Origin of the sequence: Pseudomonas sp. Z18(2022), from assembly GCF_036346535.1 — a bacterium.
In the GTDB taxonomy this organism is placed as follows: domain Bacteria; phylum Pseudomonadota; class Gammaproteobacteria; order Pseudomonadales; family Pseudomonadaceae; genus Aquipseudomonas; species Aquipseudomonas yamanorum_A.
Genome location: NZ_JAOTOA010000026.1, coordinates 25,779 through 43,686, shown reverse-complemented (window position 1 = coordinate 43,686; position 17,908 = coordinate 25,779). Strand labels below are relative to the sequence as shown.

General features: G+C 61.8%; 16 protein-coding genes. 5 read left to right on the top strand and 11 right to left on the bottom strand.

Going from position 1 to position 17,908, the window contains the following annotated elements:
• Window positions 1-23: 23 nt before the first annotated feature.
• On the bottom strand, window positions 24-1,457 hold the full coding sequence (gene pdxR / locus V3W39_RS29715; RefSeq protein ID WP_177048416.1) for a MocR-like pyridoxine biosynthesis transcription factor PdxR: 1,434 nt from the start codon (window positions 1,455-1,457) through the stop codon (window positions 24-26).
• A gap of 162 nt (window positions 1,458-1,619) precedes the next feature.
• On the opposite strand from pdxR, the gene V3W39_RS29710 reads away from it, so the two are divergent.
• The gene (locus V3W39_RS29710; RefSeq protein WP_177048417.1) at window positions 1,620-2,063 is read left to right on the top strand and encodes a carboxymuconolactone decarboxylase family protein; all 444 of its coding nucleotides are present in this window, start codon (window positions 1,620-1,622) and stop codon (window positions 2,061-2,063) included.
• Here the strand turns inward: V3W39_RS29710 and V3W39_RS29705 are convergent, their stop codons facing one another.
• From V3W39_RS29705 to V3W39_RS29675, 7 genes are all read right to left on the bottom strand, one after another.
• Window positions 2,064-2,831, bottom strand: a complete 768-nt coding sequence (locus V3W39_RS29705; RefSeq protein ID WP_177048418.1) for an SDR family oxidoreductase — start codon at window positions 2,829-2,831, stop codon at window positions 2,064-2,066. It abuts the gene before it with no gap.
• Window positions 2,832-2,850: 19 nt separating this feature from the next.
• Window positions 2,851-3,918, bottom strand: coding sequence for a phosphotransferase family protein (locus V3W39_RS29700; protein ID WP_330213898.1), 1,068 nt, complete (start codon window positions 3,916-3,918; stop codon window positions 2,851-2,853).
• A gap of 130 nt (window positions 3,919-4,048) precedes the next feature.
• Window positions 4,049-5,902 (bottom strand): pilus assembly protein TadG-related protein, encoded by a 1,854-nt coding sequence (locus tag V3W39_RS29695; RefSeq protein WP_177048420.1) that lies wholly within the window; start codon window positions 5,900-5,902, stop codon window positions 4,049-4,051.
• 90 nt (window positions 5,903-5,992) lie between these two features.
• Complete coding sequence (locus tag V3W39_RS29690; RefSeq protein WP_330213897.1) at window positions 5,993-6,943, bottom strand: 2-hydroxyacid dehydrogenase; 951 nt, start codon at window positions 6,941-6,943, stop codon at window positions 5,993-5,995.
• 131 nt (window positions 6,944-7,074) lie between these two features.
• Window positions 7,075-7,611, bottom strand: a complete 537-nt coding sequence (locus V3W39_RS29685) for a cysteine hydrolase family protein (protein ID WP_330213896.1) — start codon at window positions 7,609-7,611, stop codon at window positions 7,075-7,077.
• Window positions 7,612-7,828: 217 nt separating this feature from the next.
• Window positions 7,829-8,425 carry a TetR/AcrR family transcriptional regulator gene (locus tag V3W39_RS29680; protein WP_177079460.1) on the bottom strand — a complete coding sequence of 199 codons (597 nt, stop codon included), beginning with the start codon at window positions 8,423-8,425 and terminating at the stop codon, window positions 7,829-7,831.
• A 52-nt stretch (window positions 8,426-8,477) separates the two neighbouring features.
• On the bottom strand, window positions 8,478-8,861 hold the full coding sequence (locus V3W39_RS29675; protein ID WP_003210790.1) for a tautomerase family protein: 384 nt from the start codon (window positions 8,859-8,861) through the stop codon (window positions 8,478-8,480).
• Between the two features lie 252 nt (window positions 8,862-9,113).
• Here V3W39_RS29675 and V3W39_RS29670 point away from each other — a divergent pair, with 252 nt between their 5' ends.
• Entirely contained in the window at window positions 9,114-10,391 is a 1,278-nt protein-coding gene (locus V3W39_RS29670; RefSeq protein WP_330213895.1) for a serine/threonine transporter, read from the top strand.
• Window positions 10,392-10,471: 80 nt separating this feature from the next.
• Window positions 10,472-12,118 (top strand): SulP family inorganic anion transporter, encoded by a 1,647-nt coding sequence (locus tag V3W39_RS29665; protein WP_177079461.1) that lies wholly within the window; start codon window positions 10,472-10,474, stop codon window positions 12,116-12,118.
• Window positions 12,119-12,126: 8 nt separating this feature from the next.
• Here the strand turns inward: V3W39_RS29665 and V3W39_RS29660 are convergent, their stop codons facing one another.
• On the bottom strand, window positions 12,127-13,632 hold the full coding sequence (locus V3W39_RS29660; RefSeq protein WP_330213894.1) for an FAD-dependent oxidoreductase: 1,506 nt from the start codon (window positions 13,630-13,632) through the stop codon (window positions 12,127-12,129).
• 52 nt (window positions 13,633-13,684) lie between these two features.
• Here V3W39_RS29660 and V3W39_RS29655 point away from each other — a divergent pair, with 52 nt between their 5' ends.
• Window positions 13,685-14,185: a MarR family winged helix-turn-helix transcriptional regulator gene (locus tag V3W39_RS29655; protein ID WP_259197058.1), complete on the top strand. Its 501-nt coding sequence runs from the start codon at window positions 13,685-13,687 to the stop codon at window positions 14,183-14,185.
• A gap of 55 nt (window positions 14,186-14,240) precedes the next feature.
• Here V3W39_RS29655 and V3W39_RS29650 read toward each other — a convergent pair whose 3' ends face one another.
• Window positions 14,241-14,735 carry a DUF934 domain-containing protein gene (locus tag V3W39_RS29650; protein WP_017479943.1) on the bottom strand — a complete coding sequence of 165 codons (495 nt, stop codon included), beginning with the start codon at window positions 14,733-14,735 and terminating at the stop codon, window positions 14,241-14,243.
• On the bottom strand, window positions 14,719-16,377 hold the full coding sequence (locus V3W39_RS29645; RefSeq protein WP_177048435.1) for a nitrite/sulfite reductase: 1,659 nt from the start codon (window positions 16,375-16,377) through the stop codon (window positions 14,719-14,721). Before V3W39_RS29645 ends, V3W39_RS29650 begins: the two co-directional genes overlap by 17 nt.
• Before the next feature lie 451 nt (window positions 16,378-16,828).
• Between V3W39_RS29645 and V3W39_RS29640 the strand changes: the two genes are divergently transcribed.
• Window positions 16,829-17,908, top strand: a complete 1,080-nt coding sequence (locus V3W39_RS29640) for an ABC transporter substrate-binding protein (protein ID WP_330213893.1) — start codon at window positions 16,829-16,831, stop codon at window positions 17,906-17,908.

The window sequence follows — 17,908 nt, the reverse complement described above, 5'->3', positions numbered from 1 at the left end:
TAACCAATCCGCCGGAAAATCCCTCAGCCAATCTCTTGCAGGATGTCGCGTACCTTGTCCAGCGCGGGGTCGATATCCAGGGTTTCAATGGCGCCGAAGCCAATGATCAAACCGTCGCGCACCGGCGCTTCATGGAAGAACACGCTCAAGGGATACAGGCCGACCTCGACCTTGCGGGCCAGCTCCATCAGCAGCGGGATATTTACCGGCACCTTGCACAGCGCCGCCATATGGAACCCGGCCACGGTGGGCACCGCTTCGAACCACGGCGACAGGTCTGTGGCCAGGCGCTTGAGAATGCGCTCCCGGCGCCCCGCGTACACGGTATGGCAACGACGAATATGCTTGAGCAGATAGCCTTCGCTGATGAACTTGGCCAGGGCCCATTGCGGCAGGGTGGAGCTGTGTTGGTCGGTCAGTTGCTTGGCCTTGAGCACTGCGCCAAAAATCGCCGGCGGCAGCACCGCATAACCCAGGCGCAGCTCTGGCAGCAGGGTTTTGGAGAAGGTCCCGACGTAGGTGACGACACCCCGGGTGTCCATGCTTTGCAGCGAATCGGTGGGGCGCCCCTCGTAGCGAAACTCACTGTCGTAATCGTCTTCGATGATGATTGCGCCCAGCTCGAACGCCCGCGCCAGCAACGCCTCGCGGCGCGCCAGGCTCATCGGCATGCCCAGGGGAAACTGGTGGGACGGCGTCACATAGATCAGCCGGGTGCCGTCGGGAATCAGCTCTACCTGGATGCCCTGTTCGTCGACCGGCACGCCCACCACCGTAGCGCCCACCGCGTTGAACATCAGGCGTGCCGGGGTGTAGCCGGGGTCTTCCATGGCAACGATGCTTGCGGGTTCCAGCACCACGCGGGCGATCAGGTCCAGCGCCTGCTGAGCCCCATTGGTGACCACGATGTCGTCATCCCGGCATTTGACCCCGCGGGAAAACGCAATATGCCCGGCGATCGCATTGCGCAAGGCCGGCAAACCTTCAGGCTGGCTGTAGTAACCGCTGTTCTGGGCGATGCGGCGCAAGGCGTCCTGGGTGCAGCGGCGCCATTCTTCCTGGGGAAACTGGCTGCGGGTGGTGGCACCCCCGATAAACTCGCAACGCAAGGTGCCGTCCCGGGTTGGGTGGCGCATGGGGGAAGGCAGTGATTGCCACTTGGCGAGGTTGGCGGCGCAGGCCAGGTCTGTGGCGGTTTGCAAGCGCTCGGAGCGCGGCGCCCGGGCGTTGACGAAGGTGCCACGGCCGATCTTGCCCACCAGCAGGCCTTCATAGGTCAGGGTGGCGTAGGTGTCGGACACTGTCTTGCGCGACACGCCCAATTGCTCTGCCAGCAGGCGGCTGGGCGGCAGCTGCGCGCCGGCCGCCAGTTGTCCCGACTCGATGGCCGCGCGCAGTTGCTGGTAAAGCTGTTCGGCCAGATCCTTGCGGCCATTGATGACGACGTGCAGTTCCATGTTTCATCCAGAGGCGATCAATCCCTGGCAAGGTTACCCGTAACCGTCGCGGCTCGGTACCGCCAAAGTGGTCCCCTCATAAACCGGCATTTTGGCTATAGGGCTTATGCCACGCGGCCTTTAGGCTGGGCAGTCATTGCATTTGCCTCTGGGGCTACACCGATGGAACCGCGCCTGGATTACTACACCGCTTCGCCACAAGCGCTCAAGGGCATGCTGATGCTGGAAGCGGCGACCTTTGGCTTGTCCATCGAAAAACCCCTGCTGGAGCTGATCAGGATCCGGGTTTCGCAGCTCAATCAGTGCGGGTTCTGCACCGACATGCACTCGATGGCAGCGCGTCAGCGGGGCGAGAGCGAGCGGCGGCTGTTCGCATTGTGCGTGTGGCGAGACTCGCCGTTTTTTAACCCGAGGGAGAAGGCCGCCCTGGCCTGGAGCGAATCCGTGGCCACGCTGCCGACCTCCAGCGTGCCGGATGAACTGTTTGCGGCAATGCGGGTGGAGTTCAGCGAGCAGGAACTGGTGGACCTGACCATGGCGGTGTCCAGCATCAGTGCCTGGAACCGCCTGGCCGTAGGGTTTCGCCAACAACCGCCAAACGATTGATCAGGACAGGAAACCACCGTCCACGTTCAGCGAAATACCCGTGGTGTAGCTGGATGCATCACTGGCCAGGTACAGCACCGCGCCGGCCATTTCGCTCGGGTCGGCCACGCGCTTGAGGGGGATCTGCGCCAGGGCCATTTTCAGGATCGAATCGTTTTTGACCAGCGCGGAGGCGAACTTGGTGTCGGTCAGCCCCGGCAGCAGCGCGTTGCAACGAATGCCGAACGGCGCGCATTCCTTGGCGAAAACCTTGGTCATGTTGATCACGGCCGCCTTGGTCACCGAGTAGATGCCCTGGAACACGCCCGGCGATATCCCGTTGATGGATGCCACGTTGATGATGCTGCCGCCACCGTTCTCGCGCATCAGCTTGCCGGCTTCCACCGACATGAAGAAGTAGCCGCGAATGTTCACATCGACGGTCTTCTGGAACGCGCCCAGGTCGGTGTCCAGTACATTGCAGAACTGCGGGTTGGTGGCGGCGTTGTTGACCAGGATATCCAGGCGGCCGAACTGTTCGCGGATCGCGGCGAAGACATTCGTGATCTGTTCCATTTCGCCAATATGGCAGGCAATGGCCGTGGCCTTGCCGCCGTCGGCGATGATCGCATCGGCCACGTGCTGGCAGCCATCGATCTTGCGGCTCGACACGATCACGTGGGCGCCTTGCTGGGCCAGCAATTTGGCAATCGCCTCACCAATACCGCGGCTGGCGCCGGAAACGAAAGCGATCTTGCCGTCGAGGTCGAACAGTTGAGTCTTGGACATGGTTTTTCCTTGAAGAGGGTCAGAGGGAAGACTGTTTGATGACATTCAGGCTCATCTGCTCCAGCAGCTTGTTCATGTGGATGAACTGCGCAAAGCGTTTGTCCTGGGTCTGGCCATGGAAGAAGCGGTAGTAGATCTGCTGCACGATGCCGGCCAGGCGGAACAGGCCGTAGGTGTAGTAGAAGTCGAAATTGTCGATCTGGATCCCGGAGCGCTCGGCGTAGTAGTCGACGAACTGGCGGCGGGTGAGCATGCCGGGGGCGTTGCTCGGCTGGCGGCGCATCAGCTGCACCGGGGCCGGGTCGGCCGCTTCGATCCAGTAGGCGAGGGTGTTGCCCAGGTCCATCAGCGGGTCGCCGAGGGTGGTCAGTTCCCAGTCGAGCACACCGATGATCTGCATCGGGTTATGCGGGTCGAGGATCACGTTGTCGAAGCGATAGTCGTTGTGGACGATGCTCGAGGTGGGGTGATCGGCTGGCATCTTGTCGTTGAGCCAGGCACGCACGGCTTCCCAGCTCGGTGCGTCAGGGGTCAGGGCTTTTTCGTAGCGATCGCTCCAGCCGCGAATCTGGCGCTCCACGTAACCCTCGGGCTTACCCAGGTCGGCCAGGCCGCAGGCGATGTAGTCCACCTGATGCAGCTCGACGAACTTGTCGATAAAGCTTTTGCACAAGGCTTCGGTTTTCGCCGCATCCAGGCCCAGCTCCGGCGGCAGGTCCGAGCGCAGGATGATGCCGTTGACGCGCTCCATCACGTAGAACTCGGCGCCGATCACCGACTCGTCGGTGCAGTGCACGTAGGCCTTGGGGCAATACGGGAAACCGTCCTTGAGCTGGTTGAGAATCCGGTATTCGCGGCCCATGTCGTGGGCGGACTTGGCCTTGTGGCCAAAGGGCGGGCGGCGCAGCACGAATTCCTGGCCGGGGTATTCCAGCAGGTACGTCAGGTTGGAGGCGCCTCCCGGAAACTGGCTGATGTTGACGCTGCCGCTCAAGCCCGGAATATGGGCCTTGAGGTAGGGATCGATGAGGCTGGCATCAAGTTCTTCGCCGGGGCGAATCTGGGTCGATTGGTCATTAAGCGCCATGCTTATCCCTTCTGCTTATTCTTAAGGCCTTGGACTATTGGCTAATCTAATGCGCGTAGCCGCCCAGCCACAAGGTTGGGGCGGCTTAATAGGTTAGCGTGTTGGCCGATGATCAGCGGGCCTGATGTGCTCAGATCACCAGAATTGCACGCCCGCTTGGGTTGCAGGACAGGTTGGCACCGATCTCGACTTTTGCCAGGTCGATGCCCAGGCCGGCGAGGAGGTTGTTGACCAGTGGGTCGAGGAGTGGGCCGAGCAGGGCGGAGACCGTAGTGCTGACGAGGTTGAGCACCGTCGTCAACAGCCCGACGACCAGGCTCAGCACCAACCCCAGCAGCCCGCCCTTGGTGGGTGGATGGTTGATCAATTGGATGCCGTTGAGGGTGTTGGCCAGGCTGCCCACGACGTTGTTGGAGCTGAAACTGAAGTAATCCGGCGGGCTTTTTACCTCGGGTGGCGACAGGTAGGTATGGTTTCGGGTGGTCTTGGCCACGCTGCTGTCGACCTTCAGGCTGATACCGCCGACGGCATATGGCTCCCGGTCACACACACCCTTGCTGCAGGTTTTTTCGCCCAGGTCCAGCAGCGCAAATTCATTGACCTTCAGGGGTTCAGTGGAGGAAAACAGGTTCTTCGGATCGATCTGGCCCACCATCAACCGCACGGCAGAGGTAGTGCCCACAACCGACAACGATTTGTCCGCAGCGCTCGTGCAACTGTAACCGGTGACGCTGCTGCTGCCGCTGGCAGCCTCCAGGGCAACATCAATTTGCGAGCCGATTGCCGGGTCCAGGAAACCACCCAACAAGCCACCCACCAGCCCCGTTATTGTGCTGATAATTCCGTTCAGTCCGTCGATTACCGGCAGTTTGACGGAGATCAACGTCCTGACTTGCGCGGTCCTGACATAGATCGGCTGGGTGGCGATCAGCTTCGGGTTGCCAATGGCGGAAACCTGCGCCGGTTCAATCACCTTGGTCTTGACTGTGATATTCAGCAGGCCCAATACATCGATCGGCAACTCCACCGCCACGGCGTTGTACTTGTTTGACAGTTGCACAAACCCCTGAATCAGATTGAACAGTTGCAGGTTGACGTCCAGGGCGCTTTTGTCGGTGCCGTTCTGGATGCTCAGCAGGTCGCCCAGGTGCAGGATCTTGGTGCCGGGGGCAATCAGCTTGATCGCTTCCAGGTTATTGATCACCACCTTGACCGCATCGCCCCCCAGCTTGAGCACATCAATCGCAGCTTGAATCAGGTCGCCGACGCTGGCGTCGGTCTTGAGCAGTTCGTCGTAATTGCCGGCGCTGACGTTAAGCCGAATCGCCAGGGCGTCCAGGTAACCGAGCAGGTTGATATTGGCCTTGATCAAACCTTCCCAGCCCAATGCGTCGAGTTGCAATTTGCCCCCCAGCAGCCCACCGATCAAGGCGTTGAGCGCTGCGGACTTGGTGCTGTCTACGGTCAGCAGCGTGCTGCGGATGGTCAGCACCGCCACCGGTGGTGCGGGCACGGCGGCCACAGCCACTGCGCGCAATTGAATCGTCGGGTTGAACGGGCCTGGGGCGAACAGCATGAAAAGGCCGTTGGCGATGCTGGTGACCACGCGATGGGTAGCAATGACCTGGATCGCATCGGCCTTGGAGGGATTGGGGGAGAAGGTGCGGATGAAGTCAGCGCCGGTGACCAGCGTGCCACAGGCGGTGCTCAGGGTACGGTTGTCGTCGATCGGGAAGTCATTGCGGGCCGCGCTTTGTATCGCAAACTGTGGGGCGTTGGTATTCGGGGTCAAGCAGGCGCCCCCGCGGCTCACCACCTCAAGCGCTGCGGTGTCGGCCACGCGTTGCAGCTTGCGCTTTTCCAGGTACAACCGGCCGCTGTCGACCACCAGCAACAGGAACAACAGCGCGATGCCGAGGGTCATCGCGCCCACCAAACCTATCGCACCGCGTTGGCGGGCCGGGCCGGGTCCATGGCAAACCATCCTGCGTTCCTTCGCCGGTCCAGTACCAGCGTCCTGAGCACTCCCGCAAACAGTTTAGTCAGGATTTGAATGGTTGCTGGCTATTAGCCATTATTTTTTTGGCGGCAACATCACGGGGGTCAGCACGGGGCGCCCGGCGAAGTATTCCAACAGGTTGTCTGCCACGCGCTGCACGGTGTCATGGGCAGCTTCCGGTGACAGGCCGGCGACGTGAGGCGTGAGTATGGTATTGCTCAAGCGCTTTAAGGCATCCGGCACCTTGGGTTCATCGTCGAACACATCCAGTGCCGCGCCGCCGATGCGGCGCTGCTCCAGGGCGGTAATCAGGTCGGCGGTGACCACCACGCTGCCGCGGCCGATGTTCACCAGGAAACCGTTGGGCCCCAGCGCGTCGAGGGCCTGGCGGTCGATCAAATGCCGCGTGCTGGTGCCACCGGGCGTGGCCAGGATCAGAAAGTCCGAGGCCCGCGCGAGTTCCACGGCGGTGGCGCAGTAGGTGTAGTCCACATCATCGCGGGGCTGGCGGTTGTGATAACTCACCTCCATGCCAAACCCCAGGGCCGCGCGCTTGGCGATCTCAAGGCCCACGGCGCCCAGCCCGAGAATCCCCATCTGTTTGCCGGCCAGGGAAGGGCGCATGACTTTGGGCCATTCGCTGCGCCGCACCGCCGCGTCTGCCCGGGGAATGTCACGCACCAGCGACAGCAGCAGGGCCATGGCATGGTCGGCCACCGATGGCGCATTCACACCGGCGCCATTGGTGACCACAATGCCCCGGTTGCTGGCGGCTTGCAGGTCCACGTGTTCATAACCGGCGCCGATCACACAGATGATCTCCAGCACCGGCAGCGCGGCGATTTCCTCGGCGTACAGGCCCAGCGGGCCACGGGTCAGTACCGCCTGGATCTGCCCGCCGTGGGTCTTGATCGCCTTGGCGCGCTCGGCCGGGGTCGGCGCGAGGATCACGTGAAAGCCGTTGCCTTCGATAATCGGCAGGTAGTCGTTGATGGTTTCAACCAGGACCAGAACGGTGACGGGCATGCGAGGGCTCTTCCTGAAGGGTTTGAGGGGTTCAGTATGCGACATTTTGTCGGTATGAACCCCGCGCCAGGTGAAGAAAAATCCGACGCCCGCTGGGTATTGATACTCCAGCGGGCGCTCCGGAGAGGATGTTAAAAGCAGATATCTGCCGCCTTAACACGTTTCACAAACGCCCCGGCCAACGTGGCGTTGTGATGCTCGATAATCGCCTCGGCCGTTAACGCCGGCGTGTCCATGCACGTGTGACCATCCTCCGGCAGCACCACCGAGAACCCCAGTTCGACGGCAACCCGGCACGTTGTGTCGATGCAGTACTGGGTTTTCATCCCGACGATCACCAGCTCATTCACCTGTGACGCCGCCAGTTGTTGTGCCAGCCCGGTGCCGAGGAAACAGCTGGGCCTGGATTTATCGAACACCGTGTCGCGGGCTTCATCCACCTCCAGCGCCGGCCATAGCTGCCAGAGCGGGCTGCCCGACTCGATGGGCGAGCCCGCAGGGCCGGTGTGACGTGCGGCGAAAATCGGTACGCCGGCTAGGCGGGCTCGCTGAATCAATGAGTTGATGGTGTCGAGTACGCGCTGGCGTTCGTGGGGTTTTTCCGGGCCGTCGTATAGACCGGTCTGCATGTCGATGACCAGCAGGGCGGGGCGCTTGGCTTCAGGCATGGTGTTGCTCCTTGTAGTTGCCAGACGGGCGGAGCAATAAAAAGGCCCCGTCCATTGCTGGCGGGGCCTTGGGTAAACCTGGGTGGCTTAGTTTGCGCGCCACTCACCGCTACCACACGACCCGCCATAAGCGGTCGTGGTAGTGGTACGGGTGAGGGCCAGCTGGATAAGGTTCATGGGCCGATCATGCTGGCGCTGGCGTTTGGCTGTCAACGCATCAGACGAGGTTTTTTTCCGGGAGCAGGATATTTCTGGCGGCGGCGAGGAACTCCTCGGACAGGCTGTCGCCTTTGGTCGCACGGGCCAGGGTCAGGGCGCCGACCATCATCGTGTACTGGGCAATGGCGGCCTGCCGGTCACCTTCGGGTGTGCCGGTAGCCTGGGTAGCGGCCAGGATCCCCATGGACTCTTCAAAACCCTGGATAAAGCTGCGTTGCAGCGCGCTGTCGGGCGCTTCATGGCACATTTCCCCGGCAAACGCCGCCACCGGGCAACTGTCCCCGGGGTTGTCGCGATTGGCGGCCGTGAGGTACGGATCGATCAGTGCCAGGCGCGCAGTCTCGGGGTCAGGGCTTTGCTCGACCCGCGCTTGCCAGCGCAGGCTCGATTGCTCGAACGCCCGGTTGCAGGCTTCCGTGGCCAGCGCCTCGCGGGACTCGAAGTGCCCGTAGAAACCGCCATGGGTCAGGCCGGCAGCCGCCATTACGTCCGACACGCTGATGCCATGGATGCCCCGTTCACGAAACAGTCGCGTGGCGGCCTCGACGATGATTTCGCGGTTGAGTTCGGCTTGTTTGCGGGACACGCGTGGCATCGAAGGCTCTCTGGATCAGGTTGTGGCAGGAATGGGCGGCATCATAAAACGTTTAGCTGGCGTACTGCGCAATCCCGTTGCCGAACGACCAGTTTTCCTTCTTGACCTCCACCAGGCTGATAAACACGTCTTCCAGGCGCACCGCGAGTTCACGGTTCAGACTTTCGGCGATGGTCTTGTACAGCAGCTTTTTCTGCTCGGTGCTGCGGCCTTCATTCAGGGTGATCTGGATGATCACCAGGTTGTCGGTGCGCTGGATGCCCAGATACTCCGGGTCATAGATGAAGTGGTGCTCATCATGCTCGGTGAGGATCTGGAAATTATCGTGCTCGGGCACGCCAATCGCGGTGTGCATGGCGTTGTAGATCAGGACACCGACGCGTTTGGCGTAGGTGACGTCGGGGTTTTTCCGAAGGTCGATGCGCACGATTGGCATGGCAGTGATTCCAGTGAGAGGCGTGGCTTAAAAATACATGACGGTAGGCATTTATAAAATAGATTTCTTATGAAATGTAAAATTAAAGGCGTAAAAATCACCTTCAACCCTCTGCTCCGCACAACCATTCCTCAGCTAAGTCTTTGCTTATTCAAGCGAATCCCGGACAATCGCGCCCCTGTTTCGGTCGAGGCGCTGCCTGTCAGGTTTTTCTGACTCGTCCCGACTGAGTGAATGCGGAGATCCGAACGGATGAATGATCAGGCCAATAGCGTCGACGAACGCTACGCAACGACACCTGCAACCCTCACAAGCTGGAGCCGCGAGGACACCACCTGGATGCTCGGCCTGTTCGGTACGGCCATCGGCGCCGGCACCTTGTTCCTGCCTATCAACGCCGGCCTTGGCGGTTTCTGGCCGCTGATGATCCTCGCGGTACTGGCGTTCCCGATGACGTTTTTCGCTCACCGCGGCCTGACCCGCTTTGTGCTCTCGGGCCGGGAAGGCTCGGACATCACCGACGTGGTCGAGGAACATTTCGGCCTCAAGGCCGGTGCCGCGATCACCTTGCTGTACTTCTTCGCGATCTTCCCGATCCTGCTGATCTACAGCGTGGCGCTGACCAACACCGTCGGCAGCTTCATGGAGCATCAACTGCACATTGCGCCGCCGCCCCGGGCGATCCTGTCGCTGGTGCTGATCCTCGGCCTGCTGGCCGTGGTGCGTTGCGGCGAGCAGGTGATCGTCAAGGCCATGAGCCTGATGGTGTATCCGTTTATCGTCGCCTTGCTGTTCCTCGCCGTGTACCTGGTGCCGCACTGGAACGGTGGCATCCTCAGCACCGCCAGCACGGTGCCGGCCCCTTCGGCGCTGCTGCACACCTTGTGGCTGGCGATTCCGGTGATGGTGTTCTCGTTCAACCACTCGCCGATCATCTCGGCCTTTGCGGTGGACCAGAAGCGCCAGTACGGCGAACACGCCGAGGAGCGCAGCTCGCAGATCCTGTCCCGGGCGCACATCCTGATGGTGGTGATGGTGCTGTTCTTCGTGTTCAGCTGCGTGTTGACCCTGTCGCCTGCGCAACTGGCCGAAGCCAAGGCGCAGAACCTGTCGATCCTGTCGTACCTGGCCAACCACTTCAGCAACCCGACCATCGCGTTTGCCGCGCCGCTGATCGCGTTCGTGGCGATTGCCAAGTCGTTCCTGGGCCACTACATCGGCGCCAGTGAAGGCCTCAAGGGCCTGGTGCTGAAAAGCGGCCGTCGTCCGGCTGCCAAGACCCTGGACCGCATGACCGCCGCGTTCATGCTGGTGGTGTGCTGGATCGTCGCCACCCTGAACCCGAGCATCCTCGGCATGATCGAGACCCTGGGCGGGCCGATCATTGCGTCGATCCTGTTCCTGATGCCGATGTACGCGATCCGCAAGGTACCGGCCATGGCCAAGTACCGTGGGCAGGCGTCCAACGTGTTTGTGACGGCGGTGGGCCTGGTGGCGATTACCGCGCTGATTTACTCGTTGGTGTCCTGACAGCACCCCGTTTCAATGCAATGATCACGGCCAATTCGCAGACTGCGGATTGGCCGTTTTTTTTGCCAGGGAATTAAGGATTGATCACCAAGCCTGAGAGCGACACCACGCCGAATCGTGCACAAGACTTGCTGGCCGGGCTGTCCATCGCCGGCCTGCTGCTGCCTGAGGCCGTGGCCTATTCCAGCATCGCCGCATTGCCGCCCCAGGCGGGCGTGATCGCCTTGTTCGCCGGGTTGCTGTGTTACGGCCTGTTTGGCACCAGCCGCTTCGCGATTGTCTCCGCCACCTCGTCCTCGGCCGCTGTGCTGGCGGCCGCCACCGCGAGTCTGGCCGGCGACGATCCGGCACTCAGGCTGAGCCTGGCGATGGGCCTGGTGCTGGTGACCGGAGCCTTTTTCCTGCTGGCCGGGTTGCTCAAGCTGGGCGGCCTGACCTCGTTTATCGCCAAGCCGGTGCTGCGTGGCTTTGCCTTTGGCCTGGCGCTGACCATCATCCTCAAGCAACTGGCCAGCGTGGTCGGAGTGCACCTGACCGACAACAACCTGATTCGCTTCCTGCCTCAGCTCCTGGAGCAACTGCCGCGCTGGAACTGGGCCGCCGCTGCGGTGGCGGCTGTCGCGCTGCTATTACTGTGGCTGTGCGCGCGAGTCCGGCGCCTGCCGGGCGGTTTGCTGGTGGTGATCCTCGGGATTGCCGCCGGTCAGTGCCTGGATTTGCAGGCCCATGGTGTGGCGTTGATCGGGGTGATTGACCTGCGCCTGGAGTTTGCGCACTTGCCGGTGTTGCCGTTTGCCGACTGGTTGCGCCTCGGGGAGCTGGCGTTTGCCATGGTGATGATTCTTTACGCCGAGTCCTACGGCTCCATCAGTTCTTTCGCCCTCAAGCATGGCGACCGGGTGTCATCCAACCGTGACTTGCTGGCGTTGGGGGCTGCGAACCTGTTGTCCGGGCTGTTTCAGGGCATGCCTGCGGGTGCCGGGTATTCGGCGACGTCGGCTAACGAAGCGGCAGGCGCCAACTCCCGGTTGGCTGGAGCGGTGGCGGCGCTGGTGGTGTTGGCCATCGTGCTGACGGTGTTGCCGCTGGTGGCATTGACGCCGGAGCCGGTACTGGCGGCCATCGTCATTTATGCCTTGGGCCGTGGCTTGAGCCTGCAACCCTTGGGCCGCTATTTCTCCTGGCGCCGCGACCGGCTGCTGGTGATTTGCGCGGTGGCCGCCGTGCTGGTGCTTGGCGTACTGGATGGTTTGCTGGTGGCGGTGGGCATCAGCGTGGTGCTGATGCTGCGGCAGATGTCGTCGGCGGATGTTCGTGAGTTGGGGCGCATCGATGGCGGGCACGATTTTGTCGACCTGCAGCATCATCCAGGTGCCGAACAGATTCCGGGTGTGCTGATCGTGCGTCCCAGCGAAGCGCTGTTTTTCGCGAATGCCGAGCGGGTGCTGGGAGCGGTGTTGCGCTTGATGCGGCGCGCGTCGTCACCGGTTCACAGCGTGGTGCTGAGCCTGGAAGAGTCCCCGGACCTGGACGGCACCAGTATCGAGGCTTTGCAGGCGTTTTTCGTGCAGGTGCAAGGGGAGGGCAAGTGCCTGGTGCTGGCCCGCGTAAGGCATGAGGCACAGGAGGTGTTGCAGACGCTGCCTGAGGCGTGCGCGCCCCAGGTGTTGATCAGCGGGTTGAGTGTGGACGGCGCGGTGCAGCTGGCGTTGCAGCCAACTGCCTGAGCCCGGAATTAAAACGTCTCGGCGCTGAGCCCCACTTGGGCCAGATAGCGGTGCAGCGCCTCAAGGTCGTCATGCGTGATGATCGCACCGACATAGCCATCCGGACGCACCAGCACCCATTCGCCAGGGGCGAGGTTGTAGGCATCCTTGAACTGTCGTTGATCATCCACCAGGTCGCCGCCTGGGCCAAAGCGGTGGATATGCAGCCCGGCGGCAGGCTTCAGCGACCCGCGCCCCACCTCGTAGCCCAACAACGTCCAATGCGCGCCCTGGAACAGCTTGAATAACCGGGACGAATGGCCGGCGGCGTCGCGCAGGGTTGCATCGGGCGCCCGGTCACCGGCGAGCAAGCGCCCGTCACGTTCTGCCGGTTGCAGCGCGAGGCTGGAGTGGGGATACCCGATATCGAGTTGGTGCACTTCGCGGCCACGACGCATGTCGCCGTTTTTCATCCCGTCCAGCAGCTTGGTCGACAAGCCGAGCATCGACGCGGCCACAGGCCGCCGCTCTTCCTCATAGGTGTCGAGCAATGCGTCGGGCGCACCACAGATGACCGCGGCCAGCTTCCAGCCCAGGTTGTAGGCATCCTGTACGCTGGTATTGAGGCCCTGGCCGCCGGTTGGCGGGTGAATGTGCGCGGCGTCTCCAATAAGAAACACCTGCCCGACGCGATAGTGATCGGCGAGCCGCGCATTCATCGTGTAGGCCGACGCCCAGGAGACAGACTGGATGTGAATGTCCTGCCGACCGGTGCGCTGCGCCACCATGGTCATGAGCCCTTCAGCGCTGAGGTCAACTTCTGCGTCCAGTGGAATCGGCGCCTGTACCTGAAACAGCTCGGTCCCCGCCAAGGGGCAGATTGCGATCTGCGCTGTCATGCACTCATTGCTGAACCGGTGCCAGTAGTCCCGTGACAGGCCGGTCATTGCAACGTCGGCCACGATGGCGCGAACGCCGAGGGTTTGCCCGGGAAATCCGATATCCAGCGTGCGCCGTACCACACTGCGGCCACCGTCTGCGCCAACGAGCCAACGCGCGTGAACGCTGTGTTCGCCGTCATGGCCGACCAGATGTGCGGTCACGCCTTGGCTGTCCTGCTCAAAGCCCACCAGCTCGCAGCCAAACTCCGGGCGGTGCCCCAGTTCCAGCAGGCGGTCGCGCATCAGCCCTTCGGTAAGGAACTGCGCCAGCATCAAAGGCTGCTGATAGGGCTCCGCTGGCGTCGGCTCGGACTGCTCGACCACCTTGGCGTCTGTGTGGCTGCCGTCTGCGTTGTATCGCCGCTCGGGCGGGTAGACGCCGCCCGTTGCGATGATGCGGTCGAGAATGCCGAGGTCTTCGAAGATTTCCTGGGTTCGCGGTTGAATGCCCTTGCCCCGTGAGCCATGAAACGGCGAGGGGGCTTTCTCGATCAGCCGGAAGGATACGCCCCGTCGCGCCAGCTCGATCGCCAGGGTCAAGCCGGCCGCACCCGCACCACAAATCAGAACGTCGACTGCGCTTTGCTGTTTCATCTGGATCGCCTTTATATGTAATATGCACATATATTTGAGCAAGGAAAAATCCGTGTCAACAGAAAGCGTGCAAAATACACCTATTGGTCGTCAGATTCGCGAGCTTCACGGGGCGCTGATTGAAATTGTCGGTGCCATGAACCGTCCCCAGCGCGACGAAGTGATGGTCCGCGAGGCCGGGATAGCCCTCGATCGGGCACTGTTTCCGCTGGTGGTGCTGGTGGAGCGGCTGGGGCCGATCGGCGTTGTCGAGCTGGCCGACCGCGTGGGGCGCGACTACACCACGGTCAGCCGCCAGGTGGCGAAGCTGGAGAGCCTTGGCTTGGTCGACCGCCAGGAAAGCGCCAAGGACCGCCGCGTGCGCGAGTCGGTTATCACCCCAGAGGGCAAGGCGATGACGGATCGGGTGGATGAGGCGCGGACCCGCATGGGCATGGCTATCTTCGCCAACTGGGAGCCGCAGGATATTGATGACCTGGTGCGGCTGATGGGCAAGTTTGCCGCCGACCTCAACGACGATGCGCTGGTCACGCTCAACCTGGAGAGCGAATAGAAAACCCGGGCAAAAAAATACCCCTCAATGAGGGGTATTCAGACGGCTTTCAGCGTTACCGGCGGCGGAACAACGGCAACGGTTCGTCCGTCGCGGCCTGGTAGGTCACCGAGAAATCCTTGAGGCTTTCCAGCGCTTCGTACGGGTCTTTGTCGGCGCGCAAGGCGAAGGCATCGAACCCGCAGCGGCGCAGGTAGAACAACTGGTCGCGCAGTACATCGCCAATCGCCCGCAGTTCGCCCTTGTAACCGTAACGGTCACGCAGCAGGCGGGCGTTGGAGTAGTTGCGACCGTCGGTGAAGGCCGGGAAGTTCAGGGCGATCACCTGGAAATGCTCCACGTCATCACCGATCTCTTCGGCTTCTTCATCGGCGTCCAGCCACACACCCAGGCCGCCGTCGCGGGCCTTGAGGGCGTGAGCGTGCTCGCGCCACAGGGCCAGCGGCACGATCAGGTCGTCGCAGTTGGAGATGCCATCGAAGCTCGCGTCCTTGGGCAGCAGGTGCCAGGTTTCGTCGACGACTTCGTTGTTCTTAATGATTCGCTGCATAGACGCGCTCCTTGAACAGGTCAATGCCGATGCGCTGGTAAGTGTCGATGAAACGCTCATCTTCGGTGCGCTGTTCAACGTACACGTCGATCAGCTTGCCGATCACGTCAGGCATGGCTTCCTGGGCGAAGGACGGGCCGAGGATCTTGCCCAGGCTCGCATCGCGGCTGGCGCTGCCACCCAGGGACACTTGGTAGAATTCTTCGCCTTTCTTGTCCACGCCCAGGATGCCGATGTGGCCGACGTGGTGGTGACCACAGGCGTTCATGCAACCGGAGATGTTCAGGTCCAGCTCGCCGATGTCGAACAGGTAGTCCAGGTCGTCGAAACGGCGCTGGATCGATTCGGCAATCGGGATCGACTTGGCGTTGGCCAGGGAGCAGAAATCGCCGCCCGGGCAGCAGATGATGTCGGTCAGCAGGCCGATGTTCGGCGTGGCAAAACCCTGCTCGCGCAGCTCGCCCCACAGGGTGAACAGCTGAGACTGCTCGACGTCGGCGAGGATGATGTTCTGCTCGTGGGAGGTGCGCAGTTGGCCGAAGCTGTAGCGCTCGGCCAGGTCGGCGACGCCGTCCAGTTGCTTGTCGGTGATATCGCCCGGCGCAACGCCGGTGGGTTTCAGCGACAGGGTCACGGCCACATAGCCCGGCTTCTTGTGGGCCAGGGTGTTGCGGGTGCGCCAGCGGGCGAAACCCGGGTGCTGCGCATCGAGTTCGGCCAACTCGGCGTCCTGATTGCTCAGGGCCTTGTAGTCGGGGTCGACGAAATGCTTGGCGACGCGGTGCACTTCGGCGTCGGTCAGGGTGGTCTGGCCGCCGCGCAGGTGTTCCATCTCGGCGTCGACTTTCTGGGCGAACACCTCGGGGGTCAGCGCTTTTACCAGGATCTTGATCCGGGCCTTGTACTTGTTGTCACGACGGCCATAGCGGTTGTAGACCCGCAGGATGGCGTCGAGGTAGCTCAACAGGTCCTGCCATGGCAGGAATTCGTTGATGAACGCGCCGACCACCGGCGTACGGCCAAGGCCACCGCCCACGAGAACACGGAAGCCGAGCTCGCCCGCAGCGTTATGCACGGGCTCAAGGCCGATGTCGTGCACTTCGATGGCGGCACGGTCCGAGGTCGAGCCATTGATGGCGATCTTGAACTTGCGCGGCAGGTAGGCGAATTCCGGGTGGAAGGTGGTCCATTGACGGACGATTTCACACCACGGGCGCGGGTCGATCAACTCGTCGGCGGCAACACCGGCGAATTGGTCAGTGGTCACGTTGCGCAGGCAGTTACCGCTGGTCTGGATGGCGTGCATCTGCACGGTGGCCAGTTCAGCCAGGATGTCCGGCACGTCTTCCAGGGCTGGCCAGTTGAACTGGACGTTCTGGCGGGTACTGATGTGGGCGTAGCCCTTGTCGAAGTCGCGGGCAATCTTGGCCATCATGCGCGTCTGACGGGAAGTCAGTTGGCCATAAGGCACGGCAACCCGCAGCATCGGCGCAAAGCGCTGAACATAAAGGCCATTTTGCAGGCGCAGAGGGCGGAACTCTTCTTCGCTCAGTTCACCTGCCAGATAGCGTCGGGTCTGATCACGGAACTGCTTGACGCGGTCCTCGATGATGCGCTGATCGTATTCGTCGTATACGTACATATAGGTCCTGTTCTCGGCAAATCTGCGCGCACGGCCGCGCACTCCCAACGGAGCCGGCGCACGATACCAGTTTGCGTTTATGCGCAAAAGTGATGTTTGAGTATATGCAAATAACCAAATTGACTAATGAGAACCGTTATCGTGATACCCACATTTGTCATGCGGGCAATCATGAACTTTACTGTGCTCGTGTCTTTATGCAATCACCTATAAAACCGACAAGAGGCGATGCTATGAGCAATCCGACCAAAGCCCGCAAAAGTGACAGCAGTGTCGATGCCTGGGCGATTCTGTTCTTGATTATCCTGGTGGTTTCCACTGCCGTGTTCTGGGTTAGCCATCAATAAGCGGACGTTACCCGAGCCGGATTGTCGGACAGTCGGCAATTAATCGAGATTGACCGGCCCATAGCCATTATCATGGGCGGTCATTCCGAAGGGCTCAGGCAACGATGTTGAAGGTTCTCTGCAAGTGCTTGCTGGTGCTGAGCACGCCGTTCTGGGCCATCGCCCAGGCGACGTCGGTGGTGTTTCTCAACCCTGGCAATTCGAATGAGACCTTCTGGGTCAGCTACGCGCAATTCATGCAGGCCGCCGCCAGGGACCTCGGCCTGGATTTGCGTGTGCGCTATTCCGAGCGCAACCCCGACACCACGTTGTTTCAGGCCCGCGAGGCACTGCAAGGTCCTGAGCGTCCGGACTATCTGGTGCTGGTGAATGAGCAATACATCGCCCCGCAGATCCTGCGTCTGTCCCAGGGCAGCGGGGTCAAGCTGCTGATCGTCAATAACGCCCTGACCGCCGACCAGATCGAGTTGCTCGACGCAGGCAAGTACCCCAACTGGATAGGCAGCCTGGTGGCCAACGACGAACAGGCGGGCTACCTGATGCTCACGCAGTTGCTGCGCCAGCACGGGCCGGTCGCGCCCGGCCAGACCATCGACCTGCTGGCGTTCTCCGGTGCCAAGACCACACCGGCAGCACAATTGCGCGAGCGGGGTTTACAGCGTGCCCTGGCGGACCATCCCCAAGTGCGCCTGCGCCAATTGGTGTATGGCGAATGGAGTCGCGAGCGAGCCTTCGAGCAGGCAAGGCAACTGTTCAAGCGTTACCCGCAGACGGCGTTGGTGTGGTCGGCCAATGATGAAATGGCCCTGGGCGCCATGGCGGCGTTGCAAGGCAGCGGGCGTACGCCGGGCCGGGAGGTATTGTTCAGCGCGGTCAACAGTTCGCCCGAGGTGTTGCAGGCGCGGCTCGATGGCCGTTTAAGCGTGCTGGTGGCCGGGCATTTCACCGTAGGTGGATGGGCGATGGTGTTGTTGCACGACGATGCCAGGGGCCTGGATATCGCTAAGTATGGCGGGCGCGAACGCACGCTGGACCTGTTTCAGTTGATCGACCCAGAGCTGGCGCGCCGCCTGTTGCAGATCAATGCCAGCCAGGCCTACGGCGTCGACTTCCGCGCCTTGTCGGCCCAGGGCAAGCCCACCGCCTACCGTTACCCGTTCAGCCTGCAACTACTGATGCACTGA

Coding starts and splice junctions, on each gene's coding strand:
- V3W39_RS29660 (WP_330213894.1), bottom strand. CDS start 13,632: ATGAAACAGCAAAGCGCAGTCGACGTTCTGATTTGTGGTGCGGGTGCG.
- V3W39_RS29705 (WP_177048418.1), bottom strand. CDS start 2,831: ATGTCCAAGACTCAACTGTTCGACCTCGACGGCAAGATCGCTTTCGTT.
- V3W39_RS29645 (WP_177048435.1), bottom strand. CDS start 16,377: ATGTACGTATACGACGAATACGATCAGCGCATCATCGAGGACCGCGTC.
- V3W39_RS29675 (WP_003210790.1), bottom strand. CDS start 8,861: ATGCCAATCGTGCGCATCGACCTTCGGAAAAACCCCGACGTCACCTAC.
- pdxR (WP_177048416.1), bottom strand. CDS start 1,457: ATGGAACTGCACGTCGTCATCAATGGCCGCAAGGATCTGGCCGAACAG.
- V3W39_RS29710 (WP_177048417.1), top strand. CDS start 1,620: ATGGAACCGCGCCTGGATTACTACACCGCTTCGCCACAAGCGCTCAAG.
- V3W39_RS29670 (WP_330213895.1), top strand. CDS start 9,114: ATGAATGATCAGGCCAATAGCGTCGACGAACGCTACGCAACGACACCT.
- V3W39_RS29695 (WP_177048420.1), bottom strand. CDS start 5,902: ATGGTTTGCCATGGACCCGGCCCGGCCCGCCAACGCGGTGCGATAGGT.
- V3W39_RS29640 (WP_330213893.1), top strand. CDS start 16,829: ATGTTGAAGGTTCTCTGCAAGTGCTTGCTGGTGCTGAGCACGCCGTTC.
- V3W39_RS29650 (WP_017479943.1), bottom strand. CDS start 14,735: ATGCAGCGAATCATTAAGAACAACGAAGTCGTCGACGAAACCTGGCAC.
- V3W39_RS29690 (WP_330213897.1), bottom strand. CDS start 6,943: ATGCCCGTCACCGTTCTGGTCCTGGTTGAAACCATCAACGACTACCTG.
- V3W39_RS29680 (WP_177079460.1), bottom strand. CDS start 8,425: ATGCCACGCGTGTCCCGCAAACAAGCCGAACTCAACCGCGAAATCATC.
- V3W39_RS29685 (WP_330213896.1), bottom strand. CDS start 7,611: ATGCCTGAAGCCAAGCGCCCCGCCCTGCTGGTCATCGACATGCAGACC.
- V3W39_RS29700 (WP_330213898.1), bottom strand. CDS start 3,918: ATGGCGCTTAATGACCAATCGACCCAGATTCGCCCCGGCGAAGAACTT.